A 17,093-nucleotide genomic window follows, 5' to 3' on the forward strand; every position below is an offset into this window, starting at 1 on the left:
TTTCGCGGGCCCCTGCGTGAGACAGCAACCCCCGGAAGTCGGTCGGACCAACCTGCGGGGTTGCTGTCTCCCCATCCACGGAGAGGTATACCCAGAATGTGCCCACGGGCGCCCTCCGGGACGTGGCCCAGACACAGAGAAGGCCCCCTGACCGGTGGGTCAGGGGGCCTGTCGGTGGAGCCGCCGGGAATTGAACCCGGGTCCTTCGCGACCTCGCCAGGGCTTCTCCGTGCGCAGTCCGCGGCTACCTCTGCTCGGCTCTCCGGGTCATGCGGACGTGCCCGGATGATGAGCCCAGTCGCTCTGAAATGTCCGCCACCCGCCCGAACGACAGGACGGTGGCGTGAAGTCCCTTAGCTGATGCCAGTGACCGGGTCAGGGACCTACCCGGGCTGACAGACACGCGGTCGCTGATTAGGCAGCGAGGGCGTAGTCGCGCTGAGTGTTCTTCTCGGCGCCTATAGGTTGCTGCGACGCTCACGGTGGTCTCCAGCCTGCACCGGCACGCTTCCCCTGGCTCAATGCACGAAGTCGAAACCTGATCGACCCCTTGGTGTACATCCCCTGTCGTCGGAAAGCTCGGCGACGGCAGGAAGATCAACTCTAGTTCGCGCCGCGCACCGACGTCAACCTTGGCAGTCGCCCCAGGTCAGCCCCCGCTTCAGCCCTTGATGCCCTTGATCCGACGCCCCAGCTCACGGGTCGCCTCACGCTCCTCGGTCCGCCGCTTGATGTCCTGGCGCTTGTCGTAGTCCTGCTTACCGGTGGCCAGCGCGAGCTCCACCTTGAGGCGTCCGGAGACGAAGTAGAGCTGCAGCGGGACCAGGGTGTTGTTGCCGTCGCGGACCTTGCCCATGAGGGTGTCGATCTCGTTGCGGTGCAGCAGCAGCTTGCGGACGCGACGCGGCGCGTGGTTCGTCCACGTCCCCTGCGCGTACTCGGGGATGTGCAGGTTGCGCAGCCACACCTCGCCGTCGTCGACGGTGGCGAAGGCGTCCACCAGGGAGGCCTTGCCCTCGCGCAGCGCCTTGACCTCGGTGCCGACCAGGGCCACACCGGCCTCGACGGTCTCCAGGATGCGGTAGTTGTGGCGGGCCTTGCGGTTGGTGGCGACGACGAGCGGGCCGCCGTTCTTCGTGCCGGCCTTCCCGGCCTTGCCCGACTTGGCGGCCTTGTCGCCCTTTTTCCGTCCGGAATCCACCGGTGTGCTCTTCTTCGCCATAGCCCGAGGAAGTCTACCCGGTTACTTCTTCACGTACCAGCGCAGTGTGACCTGCGCAGTCACCCCGGCGACCAGGGCACCGGCGATGATGACGAACGGCGAGACCAGCCAGATGTCCGAGGCGGTGATCCTCGCTATCAGGTCGGCGTCGTAGAGGGACCCGAGCGCCTGGTCCAGCAGGAAGCGCTTGCCCAGCAGCAGCGCGCCGACGGACAGCAGGGAGCCGATGATCGAGGCCAGCATGGCCTCGAGGATGAACGGCGCCTGGGTGTACCAGCGCGTCGCGCCGACCATGCGCATGATGCTGGTCTCGTGGCGTCGGGAGTACGCCGCGAGCTGCACCATGTTCATGATGAGGAAGATCGCGGCGATGGCCTGCACGGCGGCCAGCACGAAGCTGGCGTTGCGCACCGCGTCGAGGTTCTGTGTCGCGCCACGCAGGTCGTCCTGCTGGTCGACGATGGTGGACACGCCGGGCTTCTCGGCGATCTCGTCGATCGGCGTGGTGTCCAACGGGTCGGCGAGACGGACGTGCAGCGCCGCGGGGAAGGCGTCCTGCGAGGTCTGCTCCACGAGGACGGGGTCGGACTGCCCGAAGAGCTCGACGAACCGCTGGTAGCTCTGCTCCTTGTTGCGGTAGGTCACCGACTCGACGTCGTCGTCGGACTCCAGGGTGTCGCGGATGTCCGCGCAGACCTCACTGGAGCAGTCGAGGTCGCTGGAGGAGATCTCGTCGTCGAGCTGCACCATCACCTCGATGCGGTCGAGGTAGAGCTCCTTGGTGTCGGAGGTCATGTTGGTGATCAGCACGCCGGTGGCGAGCAGTGCCAGGGAGATGGCGGTGGTGATGATCATCGCGACGGTCATCGTCACGTTGCGGGTCAGCCCGGAGAAGGCTTCCTTGAGGACGAAACGGATCTTCATGTGTTCCCTCTTCCCTAGCGTCCGACGGCGTAGATGCCGTGTGCGTCGTCGCGCACGAGTTTTCCGTTGGACAGTTCCAGGACGCGGCGGCGCATGGAGTCGACGGCGACGTCGTCGTGCGTGCTCATCACCACGGTCGTGCCGCCCCGGTTGATGCGGTTGAGCAGCGCCATGATCTCGGCGGAGGTGTCCGGGTCGAGGTTGCCGGTCGGCTCGTCGGCGAGCAGGACGAGGGGACGGTTCGCGGTGGCGCGGGCGATGGCCACGCGCTGCTGCTCGCCGCCGGAGAGCTCGTCGGGCATGCGCTGCCCCTTGCCCGCCAGGCCGACCATGTCGAGCGCCTCGGGGACGGCCTTCTCGATGGCGTCCTTCCGTCGCCCGGTGACCTCGAGGGCGAAGGCGACGTTGTCGTGGACGTTCTTGTTGGGCAGCAGGCGGAAGTCCTGGAAGACGTAGCCGATCTTCTGACGCAGCTGCGGCGTCCTGCGCTTGCGCAGCGTGTTGACGTGGAAGTCCGCGACGTAGAGCTCGCCGGAGTCGACCTCCTCCTCACGGATCATGAGCTGCAGGAAGGTCGACTTGCCCGAGCCACTGGGCCCGATGAGGAAGACGAACTCACCCTTGTCGATCTCGACCGAGACATCCTGCAACGCAGGCCGGGTGGACGTCCGGTATGTCTTGCTGACCTTGTCGAATGTGATCACGTCGCTACCGTACCCGACAATCTGGGGCAAAAGAAACAGATGTGGCTGGAGTGACAACTCTATTTATGTGCATGTCCTGCAGCAGATCGGCCGGATTGGTAGTCTGCTGCCCCATGACGCCTCAGGAGACTCAGACGCCGTCGGAGAAGCCAGAAGACAAGGTAGAGGACAAGAAGGAACACCACTCCAGACCCCACGGTTTCCTGGGGTGGGTGGAGTGGCTCGGCAACAAGCTGCCCAACCCCTTCTGGCTCTTCGTGATCCTCGGCGGGCTCGTGCTGGTCCTCAGCTGGCTCGGATCCCTGGCCGGCTGGTCGGCCGAGGACCCGCAGACCGGTGACCCCGTCGAGGTCACGAACCTGCTCAACAGCGAGGGCCTGCACCAGATCGTCACCGGGGTGGTCACCAACTACACCGACTTCCCGCCGCTCGGCGTCATCATCACCGTGATGCTCGGCGTCGCGGTCGCCGAGTACGCGGGCCTGATCAGCGCCATCGTGCGCGCCATGGTGGCCAAGACCGGTCCGAAGACGCTGACCTTCGTCGTCGCGCTCGCCGGCGTGACCGGGTCCGTCGCGTCCGACGCGGTCTACGTCATCGTCATCCCGCTCGGCGCGATGGCCTTCCACGCCATCGGACGCTCCCCCATCGTCGGCGCGATCGTCGCCTTCGTGGCGTCCTCCGGCGGCTTCAACTCCTCGCTGGTGCTCAACATCACCGACGTGCTGCTGTCCGGCCTGTCGACCTCGGCCGCGCAGATCGTGGACCCCGACTACGTGGTCAACCCGCTGTCGAACTACTACTTCGTGATGGCCTCCGCGATCCTGCTGGCGGTGATCATCACCCTGGTCACCGAGCTGTTCATGAACAAGCGCATCCACCAGCTCGTCGACCACGACCAGGTGAACTACGAGGAGGTCGCCTTCACCGACGAGGACGGCAACGAGGTCAAGGACCTCGCCCTGCGCGACGTCGAGGGCCGCGGCCTGAAGATCACCGGCCTCGTCGCCCTGGTCGGCCTCGCCGTCTACTTCGCCCTGCTCTTCGTGCCCGGTTCCCCGCTGCAGGGCGAGGGTGGTGCGGTGATGGAGAGCCCGCTGATCACCGACATCGCCGTGCCGATCGCCCTGGGGTTCTTCCTGCTGGGCACGGTCTACGGTGTCGTGGTCGGTTCGGTGACCAGCCCCGCCGACATCCCGGAGTTCATGGTCCGCGGCCTGAAGACGCTGCTGCCCATGATGGTGCTGTTCTTCGCCGTCTCCCAGTTCCTCGCCTGGTTCGAGTGGTCCAACCTGGGCAACTTCCTGTCCATCAAGGGCAGTGAGGTGCTGCAGACCTGGGATCTGCCGCCGGTGGTGCTCTTCGCCGGCTTCATCGTGATGGTCTGCCTGCTCAACCTCATGATCACCTCCGGGTCGGCACAGTGGGCGCTGATGGCACCGGTGGTGGTGCCGATGATGATGTACGTGGGCATCTCCCCGGAGGTCACCCAGATGCTCTACCGCATCGGTGACTCGACCACGAACATCATCACCCCGATGAGCCCCTACTTCGCCCTGGCCCTGTCCTTCCTGGTGCGCTACTACAAGAAGGCCGGCCTCGGCACCCTGCTGTCGATGACGATCCCCTACTCCATGGCGATGCTCGTCGGCTGGTTCCTCTTCTTCCTCGCCTGGTGGGCCCTCGGCATTCCGCTCGGCCCCGGCGCGCCGATGGAGTACCCGGCGAACTAGAACCACGCCGGAAACCGCGCAGGACGGTTTCTGTCCGGCGCGCAGGACGAAGCGTCCACTTCGCCGTCCCGCGCCGACGGAAACCGTCGCCGTCCCACCTCCCGGGGTGGTCTCCGGACGCACCCGCGCCGCGTCCTCCCCCGGCACACCTCCTCAGCTCAGCGTAGGCTCGGTGCCCCATCACCCACGGGCCGCTCTCCTCCGCCCCCGCGCACCGTGGACCGAACGACCTGACACCACGGTCGTCCACACCACGGTGGACGCCGACGCCTCGAGAGGAGCCCGCGTGCCGCACCACCACCTGTCGCCGTCCGACCGCCCGGCACCCACCGGCCTACGTCCCGTCGGTGACCGCCCGCCCGCCCGGACCTGCTGAACCCACCTCACGACCCTGAACCCGATCCCGTACCCGACCCCGGGGCCGGTGGACCGAGAACCACGGCCCCGTCAGGAGAACACGCGTGTCATCCAACAACTCACCGTCCACCGCCACCACCCGTCCGGAGAAGGCCGACGACGTGGAGGCCGTGGTCAAGCGGTCCCTCGGTCTCGCCGACACCTGGCTGCAGGTCGAGGAGACCAGCAAGTCGACCAAGCAGCTCGCGGACATGGTCCACGAGCCCAGTGGTGTGGAGTTCACCTTCAGCTTCGTCGACCGCGTCGCACGTCCGGAGGACAACAAGGTCGCCGCCGACGAGTTCGCCAAGATCGCCCACCCGGTGAAGCGTCAGGCACCGGTGCCGGGGTTCCTCGGCGTCGTCGACCAGATCCTCATGACCGCCGGGTCGATCGCCGCCCCGCTGCTGCCGCAGATCGTGATGCCCATCGCGCGCGCCTACCTGCGCTCCGTGGTGGGCCACCTGGTGCTGGACGCCGAGAGCGGCACGATGGACAAGATGCTCGAGGAGGCGCGCGACGCCGGGTTCCGCCTCAACATCAACCTGCTGGGTGAGGCCGTCCTCGGTGAGGACGAGGCGGTGCGCCGTCGCGACGACCTCATCGACCTGGTGCGTAACCCGAAGGTGGACTACATCAGCGTGAAGCCGTCCGCGGTGGTCTCACAGCTCAACCACTGGGACCTCGACGGGTCCACCGAGCGTCTCAAGGAGCGCCTGCGTCCGCTCTACCGCGAGTCGCTGAAGCGCTCACCGCGCCCCTTCATCAACATGGACATGGAGGAGTACAAAGACCTCGACCTCACGCTGCGCATCTTCACCGAGCTGCTCGGCGAGGAGGAGTTCCTGGAGATCGAGGCGGGTATCGTCCTGCAGGCCTACCTGCCGGACTCCTTCGACGCGCTGCGTCAGCTCACCGAGTTCGCCCAGGAGCGTCGGGAGCGTGGCGGTGCGAAGATCAAGGTTCGCATCGTCAAGGGCGCGAACCTCTCGATGGAGCGGGTGGACGCCGAGCTCCACGACTGGCCGCAGACGCCCTACCTCACGAAGGCCGAGGTGGACGCCAACTACCTGCGGCTGCTCGACTGGGTGCTGCGCCCCGAGCACTCCGACGTGATCCGTATCGGTGTGGCCACGCACAACGTCTTCCACATGGCGCTGGCCCACGAGCTCTCCGTGGAGCGCGGCGTGGAGGACCAGATCGACGCCGAGATGCTGCAGGGCATGGCCCCCGCCCAGGCCGAGGCGGTGCGCAGCGTGATCGGCGAGGTCATCCTCTACACACCGGTGGTGAAGAAGGAGAACTTCGACGTCGCGGTGAGCTACCTCGTGCGCCGCCTCGAGGAGAACGGCGCCAAGCAGAACTTCCTCTACGCCATGTTCACCCCCGAGGACGACGAGGAGACCGGCATGACCCCCATGGAGGGTCAGCGCGAGCGTTACCTCGCCGCCGTGCGCGACCGGTGGTCCACCGACGCCGGACCGCGCCGGACGCAGAACCGTACCGAGGAGGCCCGCGCCAAGGCCGGCACCAGCTCCGCCAGCGTCCCCGGCAACTTCGTCAACGAGCCTGACACCGACTCCGACCTGCCCGCCAACCGCGAGTGGGCCGCGCGCATCGTCGACGCGTCCTCCGACCCGGGCCCGACCGTGAGCGAGGAGGTCACCGACCCCGCCACCGTCGACGCCGCCGTCCAGCGTGCCTTGGACGCCCACGAGGCGTGGGCCGCGAAGAGCGGCGCGGAGCGCGCCGAGGTGCTCGACCGCGCCGCGGACGCCCTGGCCGACAACCGTCACCGGCTCATCGCCGCCGCCGTCCACGAGGCCGGCAAGACCGTCTCCGAGACCGACCCCGAGGTCTCCGAGGCCATCGACTTCTGCCGGTACTACGCCGAGTCCGCGCGCAAGATCGACCGCCACCGCGGCTCCACGTTCACCCCCTACCGCACGGTGGCCGTCGTCCCGCCGTGGAACTTCCCCATCGCCATCCCCGTCGGCGGCTGCATGGCCGCCCTCGCCGCCGGAGCCTGCGTGGTCATCAAGCCCGCCCCGCAGACCCTGCGCATCGCCGAGGTCTTCGTCGAGGCGCTGCGTGAGGCAGGTGTCACCGAGGACATGCTGCAGCTCGTCAACGCCGACGAGGGCGAGGCCGGCAAGCGCTTGGTCTCCCACGAGGACATCGACTCGGTGATCTTCACCGGCGGCTCCGAGACCGCCCGCATGTTCCGCTCCTGGGACCCGCAGATGACGATCAACGCCGAGACGTCCGGCAAGAACGCCATCATCGTCACCCCGGCGGCCGACCCGGACCTGGCGGTCTCCGACATCCTCGCCTCCGCCTACGGCCACGCCGGGCAGAAGTGCTCCGCGGCGTCGCTGATCATCACCGTCGGGTCGATGGGCAAGTCCAAGCGCTTCATGGGCCAGCTGGTGGACGCGGTGAAGTCCCTGCGTGTGGGCCCCGGCGACGACCTCGCCACCGACATGAACGGCATCATCGAGCCCGCCGGCGACAAGCTCCTGCGCGGACTGACCAAGCTCGACAAGGGCGAGAAGTGGCTGGTCAAGCCCGAACCGCTCAACGGCACCGCGGAGGACGCCACGCTGTGGACCCCCGGGCTGCGCGACAACGTGCGTCCCGGCGCCTGGTTCCACACCCACGAGTGCTTCGGCCCCGTCGCCGGCGTGATGCACGCCGACACCCTGGAGGAGGCCATCGAGTGGCAGAACTCCACGGGTTACGGGTTGACCGCCGGACTGCACACCATCGACCGGGACGAGACCGAGTTCTGGCGCGACCGCGTCGAGGCCGGGAACGTGTACGTGGAACGCGGCATCACCGGCGCCATCGTCCAGCGCCAGTCCTTCGGCGGTTGGAAGGGGTCCTCGATCGGCAGCGGTGCGAAGGCCGGCGGCCCGAACTACGTCGCCCAGCAGGGCCACTGGGCCGAAGGCGACATCAGCGCCCTGCACAGCGGCAGCGTGTCCACCGCGATCACCCAGATGCTGCGCGAGTTCCACGGCATGGCGCACCCCGTGCTCACCGAGGAGGACCACCGCTGGCTGCGCCGCGCCGCGGAGTCCGACGCACAGGCGTGGACCTCCGAGTTCGGCATCGAGCACGACCGCACCGCCCTGGTCGTGGAATCCAACGTATTCCGCTACCGGCCGTTGCTGGAACCGCTGCGCGTGCGCATCGGGGCCAACGCGAACCTGCGTGACCTGCTGCGACTCTACCTCGGCGCCTCGGTGACAGGCACGAAGCTCGAGGTGTCCGCCGCACCGTCGGTGACCTCCGAGATGGGCGAGCTGGCCAACCGGATCAGGATGGTCTCCGACATGGAGTTCGCCGCCGAGATCGGTGTGCAGCCCAGCGTGCGGATCCGCACCCTCGGCGACGTGGACGAGAACCTGTACGAGGCCGCCGCGCGCTCCGGCTCGGTCGTCCTCGACCAACCGGTCCTCCCCGACGGACGCCGCGAGCTGCTGCCGATGCTGCTGGAGCAGGCCGTCACCACCACCGAGCACCGTTTCGGCTACATCCACGGCACCACGCCGTAGTGATGTAGGGCTGGGGGCTGCTGGCCGGGCCGGCAGCGCCGGCCCCCTTGTCCCAGAACCCCGAGCGATCGGTGGTCTCCATCCCGGAAACCACCAATTGCTCGGGGTTTCGTGACGGGTGCGCCTACGTCCCCTTGACGTTCATCACCTGGCGCAGCTTGTGCAGCACGTGCACCAGCGGTTCGGCGTCGGCCATGACCACGTCGATGTCCTTGTAGGCGTCGGGGATCTCGTCGACGAAGGCGTCGCCCGGACGGTAGACGATGCCGTCCATCCGGGCGTCCAGGTCGTCGGCGCTGAACCGCTTGCGCGCCTGCGTGCGGGAGAAGCGACGTCCTGCGCCGTGCGGCGCCGAGCGCAGTCCCGGCGCGAAGCCGCGTCCCTCGACCACGTAGGACGCCGTGCCCATCGACCCGGGGATCAGCGCCTTCACACCCTCGTCCGCACGCACGGCACCCTTGCGGGTCAGCCACACCGTCCTTCCGTAGTGCTCTTCCTTGACAGTGTAGTTGTGGTGGCAGTTGATCCGCTCGGTCTCCTCGACGGGTGTGCCGACCCACTCTCCGAGCAGGCGGGAGAAGCGGTCCATCATCTCCTCGCGGTTCAGCCAGGCGAAGCGCTGCGCCCAGGCGAGTTCACGCAGGTAGCAGTCGAATTCGGGGGTTCCTTCGGGGAGGTAGGCGAGGTCGTCGTCGGGCAGCTGCACCCAGAACTTCCGCATCAGCCGCTGCGCAGTCTTGATGTGCTTCTGCGCGATCTTGTTGCCGACCCCGCGCGAGCCGGAGTGCAGGAACATCCACACACGCTCCTCCTCGTCGAGGCAGAGCTCGATGAAGTGGTTGCCGCCGCCGAGGGAGCCCAGCTGCTGCCGCCACTTCTTGGAGTGCCCCAGGTCCACGCCGGTGGTCTCGGCGAGGTCGGCGAGTTCGCGGGTGCGTGCCTCGGCGGTGCCGCCGAGCACCCAGCCGTTGTAGCGTCCGGGGGACAGCGGGATGGCGCCCTCGATGGCGTCGCGCAGGTCGGTGAGTTCGTTTCCTGCCAGGTCGTCGGCGGTGAATGCGGTGCGCACACCGATCATCCCGCAGCCGATGTCCACGCCGACGGCGGCGGGGATCACGGCGCGTTCGGTGCCGAAGACGGTACCGACGGAGGATCCCTTGCCGAAGTGGGCGTCGGGCATCAGCGCGACGTGCGGGAAGATGAAGGGCAGCCCGGCGATCTGGCGCGCCTGCTCGAGCGTGTTGTCGTCGACGTCGGAGGCGAAGCTCAGGAGCTTGTTCTCCTGGAGCGTCACTCCCGGTGTGTCGACGTGTCTACTGGACATGGTGGTCCCTTTCTGGTGAAAGGGGCGGCAGCATCGGCGGGCACACGTCGAGAGACTTGAAAGAGGGTTCGCTGAGGAACTCGTCCGGACGGGGGCACCGATGCCCCGCCCGGGAAAATGTGGGTCGGAGTCAGCGGTGGTCGGGTAGCAGCCAAAACTGATGCTGTGCGCGATGCGTCGCCTTCATGGCCGCTCCCCTCTCCGGAAAATCTTCTGACTTCTGCTGACTCGAACTGGTTCGTGCCCGCAGCATCTCGCTCCGGGCACCCCGATCATGGCACAGCCCCTCGTACCGGGCAAGAGGGGTTCGACATCACCGGATCCGACGTGCCCCGTCGGACGGTGCAGCCACGAAGAACGTCGGCGCCGGGAAACCTCGGTCGCGGGCGGCGGCGTCCACCGCCTCGGCGACGACCTCGACCTGCTCGCGGTGAACCAGGGCGATGACACTGCCGCCGAAGCCGCCACCGGTCATCCGCGCGCCGAGCGCCCCGGCGGCCAGTGCTGCCTCCTGGGCGCCGTCGAGTTCAGGCACGGTGACCTCGTAGAGGTCGCGCAGGCTGGCATGGCTGGCGTTCATCAGCTCACCGAGCTCACCGAGCCCACCCATCTCTCCGGACGCACCGGCGTCGCGCAGCGCCGGCACCGCTTCGTCGCGGGTGCGCCGGATCTCCTCGACGACGTGCCGGACGCGGCGCTGCGCGGTATCCCCGCCGTCACTCCCGCCGAGCAGCGCGTGGGCCTGCGGCGTCGCCGACCAGGCGCGCACCTCGTCCGGCAGTCGGGAGGACGCCGCGGCGTCCTGCAGGATCTCGCCGAGAGTGCCCACGCCGAGGTGGGCGGAGACCGCGTCGATCACGCCGCGGCGCGAGGCGTACTGGCCGTCGGCGAGCTGGTGCGCCGCATTGGTGTTCATGATCAGCAACGCCAGGCCCGCCGCCGCCAGGTCGCAGGGCACCAGCTCGACGGAGCCGTCGAGGAAGTCGACGGCCAGGGCCATGCCCGAGCGTCCGTAGAGCGAACTGCGCTGGTCGAGCCCACCGGTGGACGCGCCGACGACCTCGTTCTCCGCGCGCATGCACGCGGTGACCAGGCGCTCGAGCGCCGCGCTGTCGGGTGAGTGGCCGGTGGCTAATTCATAGGCCGCCAGGGCGACGGAGCACTCCAGTGCCGCGGAGCTGGACAGCCCGGCACCCAGGGGGACGTCGGAGACCAGGGCGATGTCCAGGCCCTCGCACGAGGGGATGACCCCGTCCTGCAGTCCGGCCCACACCGCGCCGGCGGCGTAACCGGCCCACCCGGCCGGGTTACCCGGTCCGATGTCGGCCAGGGCGATCTCGGTGCTCGGCGCATCCTGCGTGCCCTCGGTGCCGGGCACCACCGACACCAGGCGCAGCACCCCGTCCGTCCTGCGTCCCACCGCGGCGGCGGTGTTCTGCGGCAGCGCGAAGGGCAGGGACATGCCGCCGGCGTAGTCGACGTGCTCGCCGATGAGGTTCACCCGCCCGGGCGCGGCCCACACACCCTCGCAAGTACCGTCACCGAAGTGCTGATTGAACAGCGCCTGCGCGTCGTCGGCCAGCTGCTGCTCGTCGCGGGTGGTCCACCAGTCCGGTGTCACCATGAGCCGGTCTCCTTCTCGTCGGGCCACACCGCGCGCAGCCGCTCGGCGACGGCCTCCGGGGTGGTGTCACTGATCCACGCGCCGAAGGCGGACTCCGAGCCGGCGAGGTACTTCATCCGGTTCGGCGAGCGCATCAGGGAGAACAGCTGCAGGTGCAGGCGCCCCTCCCCACGCAGCGACTCGTCCTCCCCGGTCAGCCGGGACTGCACGGGCGCCTGGTTCCAGGCGGCGATGTAGGGGGTACGGTCCACGCCCTCGAAGTAGCGGTCCACCGCGGTGTACAGGGCCTTGAGCACGCCCGGCAGTGCGGCGCGTTCCTGCTCGGTCAGCCCGGTGAAGTCGGCGACGGGACGCTCCGGCACCACCATCACCTCCACCGGCCACTTCGCCGCGGCCGGCACGTAGACGGTGAAACCGCCGGTGGACGCGGCGTCGGCGATCACCCGCGTACCGGCCCGACGCTCCGCGGCGAGCACGTCGTCGAACAGGTCGCCGCCGGTGGCCGCGCGGTGGGCGCGCGCCTGCTCCAGGATCTGGCGGCTGCGCGGCGGCAGGAACGGGTAGCTGTAGATCTGCCCGTGCGGGTGCTGCAGCGTGACCCCGATCTCCTCGCCCCGGTTCTCGAAGGGGGCGACCTGCAGCACCCCGTCGACCTGGGACAACGCTGCGGTGCGGTGGGTCCAGGCCTCCACGACCGTGCGGATGCGCCTCAGCGGCAGGTCGCGGAACGACAGCGAGGAGTCAGGGGTGAAGCAGATGACCTCGCAGCGTGCGGCCGCCGGACGCCGCGGGACCAGCTCCTCACCGTCCACGTGCCAGGGGTAGTCCGCCGGGTCGTCCGGCATCACGATCCTCGTGGAGAACGACGGGAACCGGTTCTCGAAGACGACCACGTCGTAGTCGTCCGCCGGGATCTCCGTCGGCAGGTTGCCCGGGGTGGTCGGGGCCAGCGGGTTCTCGTTCGCCGGGGGCATGAACGTGCGGTTGTTGCGGTGCGCGGCGTAGGTGACCCACTGCCCGGTGAACGGGTCGCGGCGCATCTCCGACTCCGTCACCGAGCCGGGCAGGTCCCGGGGGTCGTGGAGTTCGCGGGTGGTGCGTCCGGCGAGGAGGTCCGGGTCGTCCGGGTCGTCGTCGAAGTAGATCAGTTCGCGGCCGTCGGCCAGGTGGGTGGGCGTGATCGCCATGGGGTGGTCGGTCATCAGTCGTCGGCCCCGGGGAGCTTGTCCTCGTCGATGAGCGACTCGTCGACGACGACGGGGTTCAGCCGGGCCCACAGGACCAGGGCGCCGGCGACGACGATCAGGGCGATGCCGGCCCAGACGTTGTCCGTCATCGACTTCGCCTCGCCGGTGTCCGGGTTCACGCCGGGGTCCATGAAGGCGGCGACCAGCAGCAGGACGACGCCGTAGATCCCCAGCAGGGCCGCGGTGACCGTCCGGATGTCGAAGGCCCCCGCCCGGTGGGTGGCCGGTGCAGCGGGGTCGGTCATGGGAGTGGCGCCGGCGGTATCAGTGGTATTCGCGGACATGGTGTTCTCCTTTCAGTTCAGGTCAGTACAAGTCAGTGGAAGATCACGTTGAGGACCACGGCGATCACCAGCGCCAGCACACCCAGCGGCACGGTGCGGCGGTACCACGGCAGGGTCTTCTCCACCGGGTCCTCCAGCATCGCCTTCGGGGTCACCGACTTCACGAAACCGACCAGTTCCTTGTCCGGCTTCGGCTTCGTGAAGGACGTGACGACCACGGAGACGATGATGTCCACGGCGAACGCCAGGCCGGCGGCGACGAACGCGGTCCCCTGCCCGGGCAGGTTCACCAGCGGGTCGGCGCCCAGCGACAGCGACCAGAAGATGATCGCCGCGGCGGTACCGGCGACCAGGCCGGACCAGCCGGCGTGCGGGGTCATGCGCTTCCAGAACATACCGAGCAGGAACGTGGCGAACAGCGGGGCGTTGAAGAAGCCGAACAACGTCTGCAGGTAGTCCATGACGTTGCCGAAGTTGTTCGCGATCAGCGCGGTGCCCACGGCGATCACGGTCGCACCCACGGTCGCCCAACGACCCACGTTGAGGTAGTAGCCGTCCTCGCGCTCCTTGACCACGTAGGTCTGCCACAGGTCGTAGCTGAACACGGTGTTGAAGGCGGAGATGTTCGCCGCCATGCCGGCCATGAACGAGGCCAGCAGGCCGGCGATGGCCACGCCGAGCAGTCCGGTGGGAAGCAGGTCGCGCATGAGGTAGAGGATCGCGTCGTTCGGCTCGGCGTCGCCGCCCTCGGCGTAGGCGGAGACCACCACGCCGGCGATCATGCCGGGGATGATCACGATGAACGGAATGAACAGCTTCACGAAGGAGCCGATGATCGGGGTCTTGCGCGCCGCACTGATCGAGTCCGACGCCATCGCCCGCTGCACCTCCACGAAGTTCGTGGTCCAGTAGCCGAAGGACAGCACGAAGCCCAGGCCCAGCACGATGCCGATCACGGAGAACACCGGGCTGTTGAACCCGGACAGCTCCTGCGCCGGCCACGCGTGGTTCTGGAAGTCCTGCACCTGCTCACGCAGCGCACCCCAGCCACCGACGCGGTTCAACCCGATGATGGTCAGCGGGGCGAGCGCGGCGACGATGACGAAGAACTGCAGCACCTCGGTGTAGATCGAGGCCGACAGCCCGCCGAGGGTGATGTAGGACAGCACGATCAGCGCCGCGGCGATCAGCGTGATCCACAGCGGCCAGCCGAGCAGCGCGTTGACCACCTTGGCCAGCAGCACCAGGTTCACACCGGCGATGAGCAGCTGCGCCACGGCGAAGGAGATCGCGTTGACCAGGTGTGCCCCGTTGCCGAACCGGCGGCGCATGAACTCCGGCACCGAACGGACCTTCGAGCCGTAGTAGAAGGGCATCATCACGATGCCGAGGAAGACCATGGCCGGCACGGCGCCGATCCAGAAGTAGTGCATGGTCTGCAGGCCGTACTCGAGACCGTTGGCGGACATGCCGATGATCTCGACGGCGCCGAGGTTCGCCGCGACGAACGCCAGGCCGGTGACCCAGGCGGGCAGTCCACGTCCGGAGAGGAAGAAGTCGATGGAACTGGAGACCCTGCGCTTCGCGGCCCAGCCGATGCCGAGGACGAAGACGAAGAACAGGGCCACCAGCGCGTAGTCCACCCAGCTCGCGTCGAGCCGGAGGACGTTGGGTGCGGTCTCCATGAGAGAGTCGCTTTCTGGTCGGGATCAGGCGGGCTGATCGGGGTGGAGAAACGTCAGTTTCAGGGTCGTTCAGGGGGTGAGCACGTCCAGCCGCCAGGAGCAGGTCAGGGCCTCCCCCGGCGGCAGGCGGACGAGGTCGGTGCCGGAGTTCAGCGCGTCCGGCGGTGCGGTCATCGGTTCCACGGCCACGGCCCGCCCACCGGGGCGGCCCGGGTAGGGCTGCCCGGTGGAGTCGTCGGGCGTGAAGACCTGGATCCAGTGCAGCTCCGGCGACGTCGTCAGCGCCACGCCCGCACCGTCGGGACGGTGCAGGACGACGCGCGCGCCCGCGCCGTCCGGCACGTCCTGCGCACCGTCGTCGATACGCAGGCAGTGGTCCAGCACGTGCCCCGCCAGCGGCGTCACCGCGTCCGGCAGGACGTCCCTGTCGTCCTGCAGCGGACCGTCCGGCAGGCCCCGCCCGTCGAGCGGCAGGACACGGTGGGCCGGCACACGCAGCGAGCAGGTGTCCGTGTCGGCGCCGAGCGCCGAGGGGTAGAGGTGGAACCCGAGTGCCGCGGGCATGTCGGTGTCACCGTCGTTGCGAAGGGTGGCGTGCGCCTCCAGGCCGTCCTCCCCGACCCGGTAGAGCACCGACAGGTGCACCGGCCACGGCCACCCCGGTTGCGGGCCCGGCTCGACGGAGAGCCGGACGGAGTCGGGATGCCGCTCCGCCACGGTCCACTCCAGGTCGGAGACGAAGCCGTGGATGGCGGTGTTCTTGTCGGGTTCGGTGACCTCCAGTTCACGGCGCCCGTCGAAGTCGTAGACCCCGTCGCGGGTCCGGTTCGGCCACGGCGCGAGGACGAGGTTCGCCGACAGGGGTGGGGTGTCCGGTTCCCCGGGGCCGCCGTACCCCTCGAGCATCCGCCTCCCCCGCCAGGTCCACTGCGAGAGCCCGCCGCCCCGCAACCGGAGGACCGCCCGGCTCTCGCCTGAGCCGATCCCTACACCTGTCGTGCCAGCCGTCATTCATCCGACACTAATACACCCGGGCCAAAAAAGGGACCCTCCTATAAGCCGCATACCGGGGGTGCGTAGCGGGGGCCCAGGTGTCCCCAGGTGTCCCCGGATGTCCCCGGTGCCACATGAGGCCGCATGCCGGCGGACATGTCATCTGAGTCATGCCCCAGGGCGGAAAACGGGCGGAAATCTACCTGGGGCATGAGTCAGATGACATGCACCAGCCACAGCCACCAGCCGCGCCCACCAGCCGCAGGCGCTACTTCCCCTCGCCCTGCTGCTCGGCCATACGCCAGCGGATACCGGCCTCCAGCAGGCCGTCGATGCCGCCGTCGAGCACCTTGGACGGGTCGTTGACCTCGAAGTTCGTCCGCAGGTCCTTGACCATCTGGTACGGGTGCAGCACGTAGGAGCGCATCTGGTTGCCCCAGGAGTTCGAGCCGTCGCCACGCAGCGCGTCCAGCTCCGCGGCCTCCTCCTGGCGCTTGCGCTCCAGCAGCTTCGCGGCGAGCACGCGCATGGCCGAGGCCTTGTTCTGGATCTGCGACTTCTCGTTCTGGCAGGTCACCACGATGCCGGTGGGGATGTGCGTCAGCCGCACCGCGGAGTCGGTGGTGTTCACCGACTGCCCGCCGGGGCCGGAGGAGCGGTACACGTCCACGCGCACGTCGTTGTCGTCGATGTCGACGTGGTCGGAGGTCTCCACCACGGGCAGCACCTCGACCTCGGCGAAGGAGGTCTGGCGGCGACCCTGGTTGTCGAAGGGGCTGATGCGCACCAGGCGGTGGGTGCCCTGCTCCACCGACAGGGTGCCGTACATGTAGTCGCCGTGCACCACGAAGGTGGCGGACTTGATCCCGGCCTCCTCGGCGTAGGAGATGTCGTAGACCTCGACCTTGTGCCCGGACTTCTCGGCCCAGCGGGTGTACATGCGCATGAGCATCTCGGCCCAGTCGGCGGCGTCCACACCACCGGCGGCGGAGCGGATGTTCACCACGGCCTCACGGGAGTCGTACTCGCCGGAGAGCATGGTGGTGACCTCGAGGGACTCGATCTCCTCGCGCAGGTCGGAGAGTTCGCCGTCGGCCAGTTCAGTGGCCTCGGCCGCCTCGTCGCCCTCGGACTCCTCGGCCATCTCGTACATCACGGGCAGGTCGTTGAGCCGGTCGCGCAGGCCACGGACCTTCTTCAACCGGGCCTGCACGTGGCTGAGCTGGCTGGTGATCTGCTGGGCGTGGTCGGGGTCGTCCCACAGGGAGGGGTCGGCGGCCTGGTCCTCGAGTTCGCGGGAACGCGACTCCATCTCGTCCAGGTCGAGCACCTTTTCGATGGTGGTGAGCGTGGAGTCGAGGTCGTCGATCGCGGAGATCACATCGGGCTGCATGGTC

Annotated in this window: 12 protein-coding genes and 1 other RNA gene; 2 read left to right on the top strand and 11 right to left on the bottom strand. The window is 68.4% G+C overall.

Annotated features, from left to right (window positions below; all coding sequences use genetic code 11):
- Positions 1 to 172: 172 nt before the first annotated feature.
- The 4 genes from ssrA to ftsE all read right to left on the bottom strand — a co-directional run bounded on the left by ssrA (position 173) and on the right by ftsE (position 2,850).
- Positions 173 to 550, bottom strand: a transfer-messenger RNA (tmRNA) gene (gene ssrA / locus ACT3TD_RS03275).
- 111 nt (positions 551 to 661) lie between these two features.
- Positions 662 to 1,222: an SsrA-binding protein SmpB gene (gene smpB, locus ACT3TD_RS03280; protein ID WP_301442797.1), complete on the bottom strand. Its 561-nt coding sequence runs from the start codon at positions 1,220 to 1,222 to the stop codon at positions 662 to 664.
- Positions 1,223 to 1,243: 21 nt separating this feature from the next.
- The gene (gene ftsX / locus ACT3TD_RS03285; protein WP_301442798.1) at positions 1,244 to 2,146 is read right to left on the bottom strand and encodes a permease-like cell division protein FtsX; all 903 of its coding nucleotides are present in this window, start codon (positions 2,144 to 2,146) and stop codon (positions 1,244 to 1,246) included.
- Positions 2,147 to 2,160: 14 nt separating this feature from the next.
- Positions 2,161 to 2,850, bottom strand: coding sequence for a cell division ATP-binding protein FtsE (gene ftsE / locus ACT3TD_RS03290; RefSeq protein WP_301442799.1), 690 nt, complete (start codon positions 2,848 to 2,850; stop codon positions 2,161 to 2,163).
- Positions 2,851 to 2,963: 113 nt separating this feature from the next.
- Here ftsE and ACT3TD_RS03295 point away from each other — a divergent pair, with 113 nt between their 5' ends.
- Together ACT3TD_RS03295 and ACT3TD_RS03300 are read left to right on the top strand one after the other, a co-directional pair.
- On the top strand, positions 2,964 to 4,583 hold the full coding sequence (locus ACT3TD_RS03295; protein WP_441579465.1) for an AbgT family transporter: 1,620 nt from the start codon (positions 2,964 to 2,966) through the stop codon (positions 4,581 to 4,583).
- A 461-nt stretch (positions 4,584 to 5,044) separates the two neighbouring features.
- The gene (locus ACT3TD_RS03300; protein WP_441582952.1) at positions 5,045 to 8,539 is read left to right on the top strand and encodes a bifunctional proline dehydrogenase/L-glutamate gamma-semialdehyde dehydrogenase; all 3,495 of its coding nucleotides are present in this window, start codon (positions 5,045 to 5,047) and stop codon (positions 8,537 to 8,539) included.
- Between the two features lie 124 nt (positions 8,540 to 8,663).
- Here ACT3TD_RS03300 and ACT3TD_RS03305 read toward each other — a convergent pair whose 3' ends face one another.
- The 7 genes from ACT3TD_RS03305 to prfB form a co-directional block, all read right to left on the bottom strand.
- On the bottom strand, positions 8,664 to 9,863 hold the full coding sequence (locus tag ACT3TD_RS03305) for an RtcB family protein (RefSeq protein WP_301442801.1): 1,200 nt from the start codon (positions 9,861 to 9,863) through the stop codon (positions 8,664 to 8,666).
- 313 nt (positions 9,864 to 10,176) lie between these two features.
- Positions 10,177 to 11,487 (bottom strand): galactokinase, encoded by a 1,311-nt coding sequence (gene galK / locus ACT3TD_RS03310; RefSeq protein WP_301442802.1) that lies wholly within the window; start codon positions 11,485 to 11,487, stop codon positions 10,177 to 10,179.
- Positions 11,481 to 12,674 carry a galactose-1-phosphate uridylyltransferase gene (gene galT / locus ACT3TD_RS03315; protein WP_441578971.1) on the bottom strand — a complete coding sequence of 398 codons (1,194 nt, stop codon included), beginning with the start codon at positions 12,672 to 12,674 and terminating at the stop codon, positions 11,481 to 11,483. The genes galK and galT overlap by 7 nt, the downstream gene beginning before the upstream one ends.
- A 14-nt stretch (positions 12,675 to 12,688) precedes the next feature.
- Positions 12,689 to 13,018, bottom strand: coding sequence for an LPXTG cell wall anchor domain-containing protein (locus ACT3TD_RS03320; protein WP_301443104.1), 330 nt, complete (start codon positions 13,016 to 13,018; stop codon positions 12,689 to 12,691).
- Positions 13,019 to 13,050: 32 nt separating this feature from the next.
- Positions 13,051 to 14,703, bottom strand: a complete 1,653-nt coding sequence (locus tag ACT3TD_RS03325; RefSeq protein WP_301443105.1) for a sodium:solute symporter family protein — start codon at positions 14,701 to 14,703, stop codon at positions 13,051 to 13,053.
- Between the two features lie 69 nt (positions 14,704 to 14,772).
- Positions 14,773 to 15,714 carry an aldose epimerase family protein gene (locus ACT3TD_RS03330; protein ID WP_301443106.1) on the bottom strand — a complete coding sequence of 314 codons (942 nt, stop codon included), beginning with the start codon at positions 15,712 to 15,714 and terminating at the stop codon, positions 14,773 to 14,775.
- Positions 15,715 to 15,964: 250 nt separating this feature from the next.
- Positions 15,965 to 17,089, bottom strand: a complete 1,125-nt coding sequence (prfB, locus tag ACT3TD_RS03335) for a peptide chain release factor 2 (protein WP_301443107.1) — start codon at positions 17,087 to 17,089, stop codon at positions 15,965 to 15,967.
- Positions 17,090 to 17,093: the final 4 nt, after the last annotated feature.

The organism is Corynebacterium sp. AOP36-E1-14, assembly GCF_052377495.1.
Lineage (GTDB): Bacteria > Actinomycetota > Actinomycetes > Mycobacteriales > Mycobacteriaceae > Corynebacterium.

Bases quoted from the DNA above. Each gene is read 5' to 3' on its own strand.
- ACT3TD_RS03330 (WP_301443106.1), bottom strand. From the start codon at position 15,714: ATGACGGCTGGCACGACAGGTGTAGGGATCGGCTCAGGCGAGAGCCGG.
- galK (WP_301442802.1), bottom strand. From the start codon at position 11,487: ATGGTGACACCGGACTGGTGGACCACCCGCGACGAGCAGCAGCTGGCC.
- galT (WP_441578971.1), bottom strand. From the start codon at position 12,674: ATGGCGATCACGCCCACCCACCTGGCCGACGGCCGCGAACTGATCTAC.
- ACT3TD_RS03305 (WP_301442801.1), bottom strand. From the start codon at position 9,863: ATGTCCAGTAGACACGTCGACACACCGGGAGTGACGCTCCAGGAGAAC.
- prfB (WP_301443107.1), bottom strand. From the start codon at position 17,089: ATGCAGCCCGATGTGATCTCCGCGATCGACGACCTCGACTCCACGCTC.
- ACT3TD_RS03320 (WP_301443104.1), bottom strand. From the start codon at position 13,018: ATGTCCGCGAATACCACTGATACCGCCGGCGCCACTCCCATGACCGAC.
- smpB (WP_301442797.1), bottom strand. From the start codon at position 1,222: ATGGCGAAGAAGAGCACACCGGTGGATTCCGGACGGAAAAAGGGCGAC.
- ftsX (WP_301442798.1), bottom strand. From the start codon at position 2,146: ATGAAGATCCGTTTCGTCCTCAAGGAAGCCTTCTCCGGGCTGACCCGC.
- ACT3TD_RS03295 (WP_441579465.1), top strand. From the start codon at position 2,964: ATGACGCCTCAGGAGACTCAGACGCCGTCGGAGAAGCCAGAAGACAAG.
- ACT3TD_RS03325 (WP_301443105.1), bottom strand. From the start codon at position 14,703: ATGGAGACCGCACCCAACGTCCTCCGGCTCGACGCGAGCTGGGTGGAC.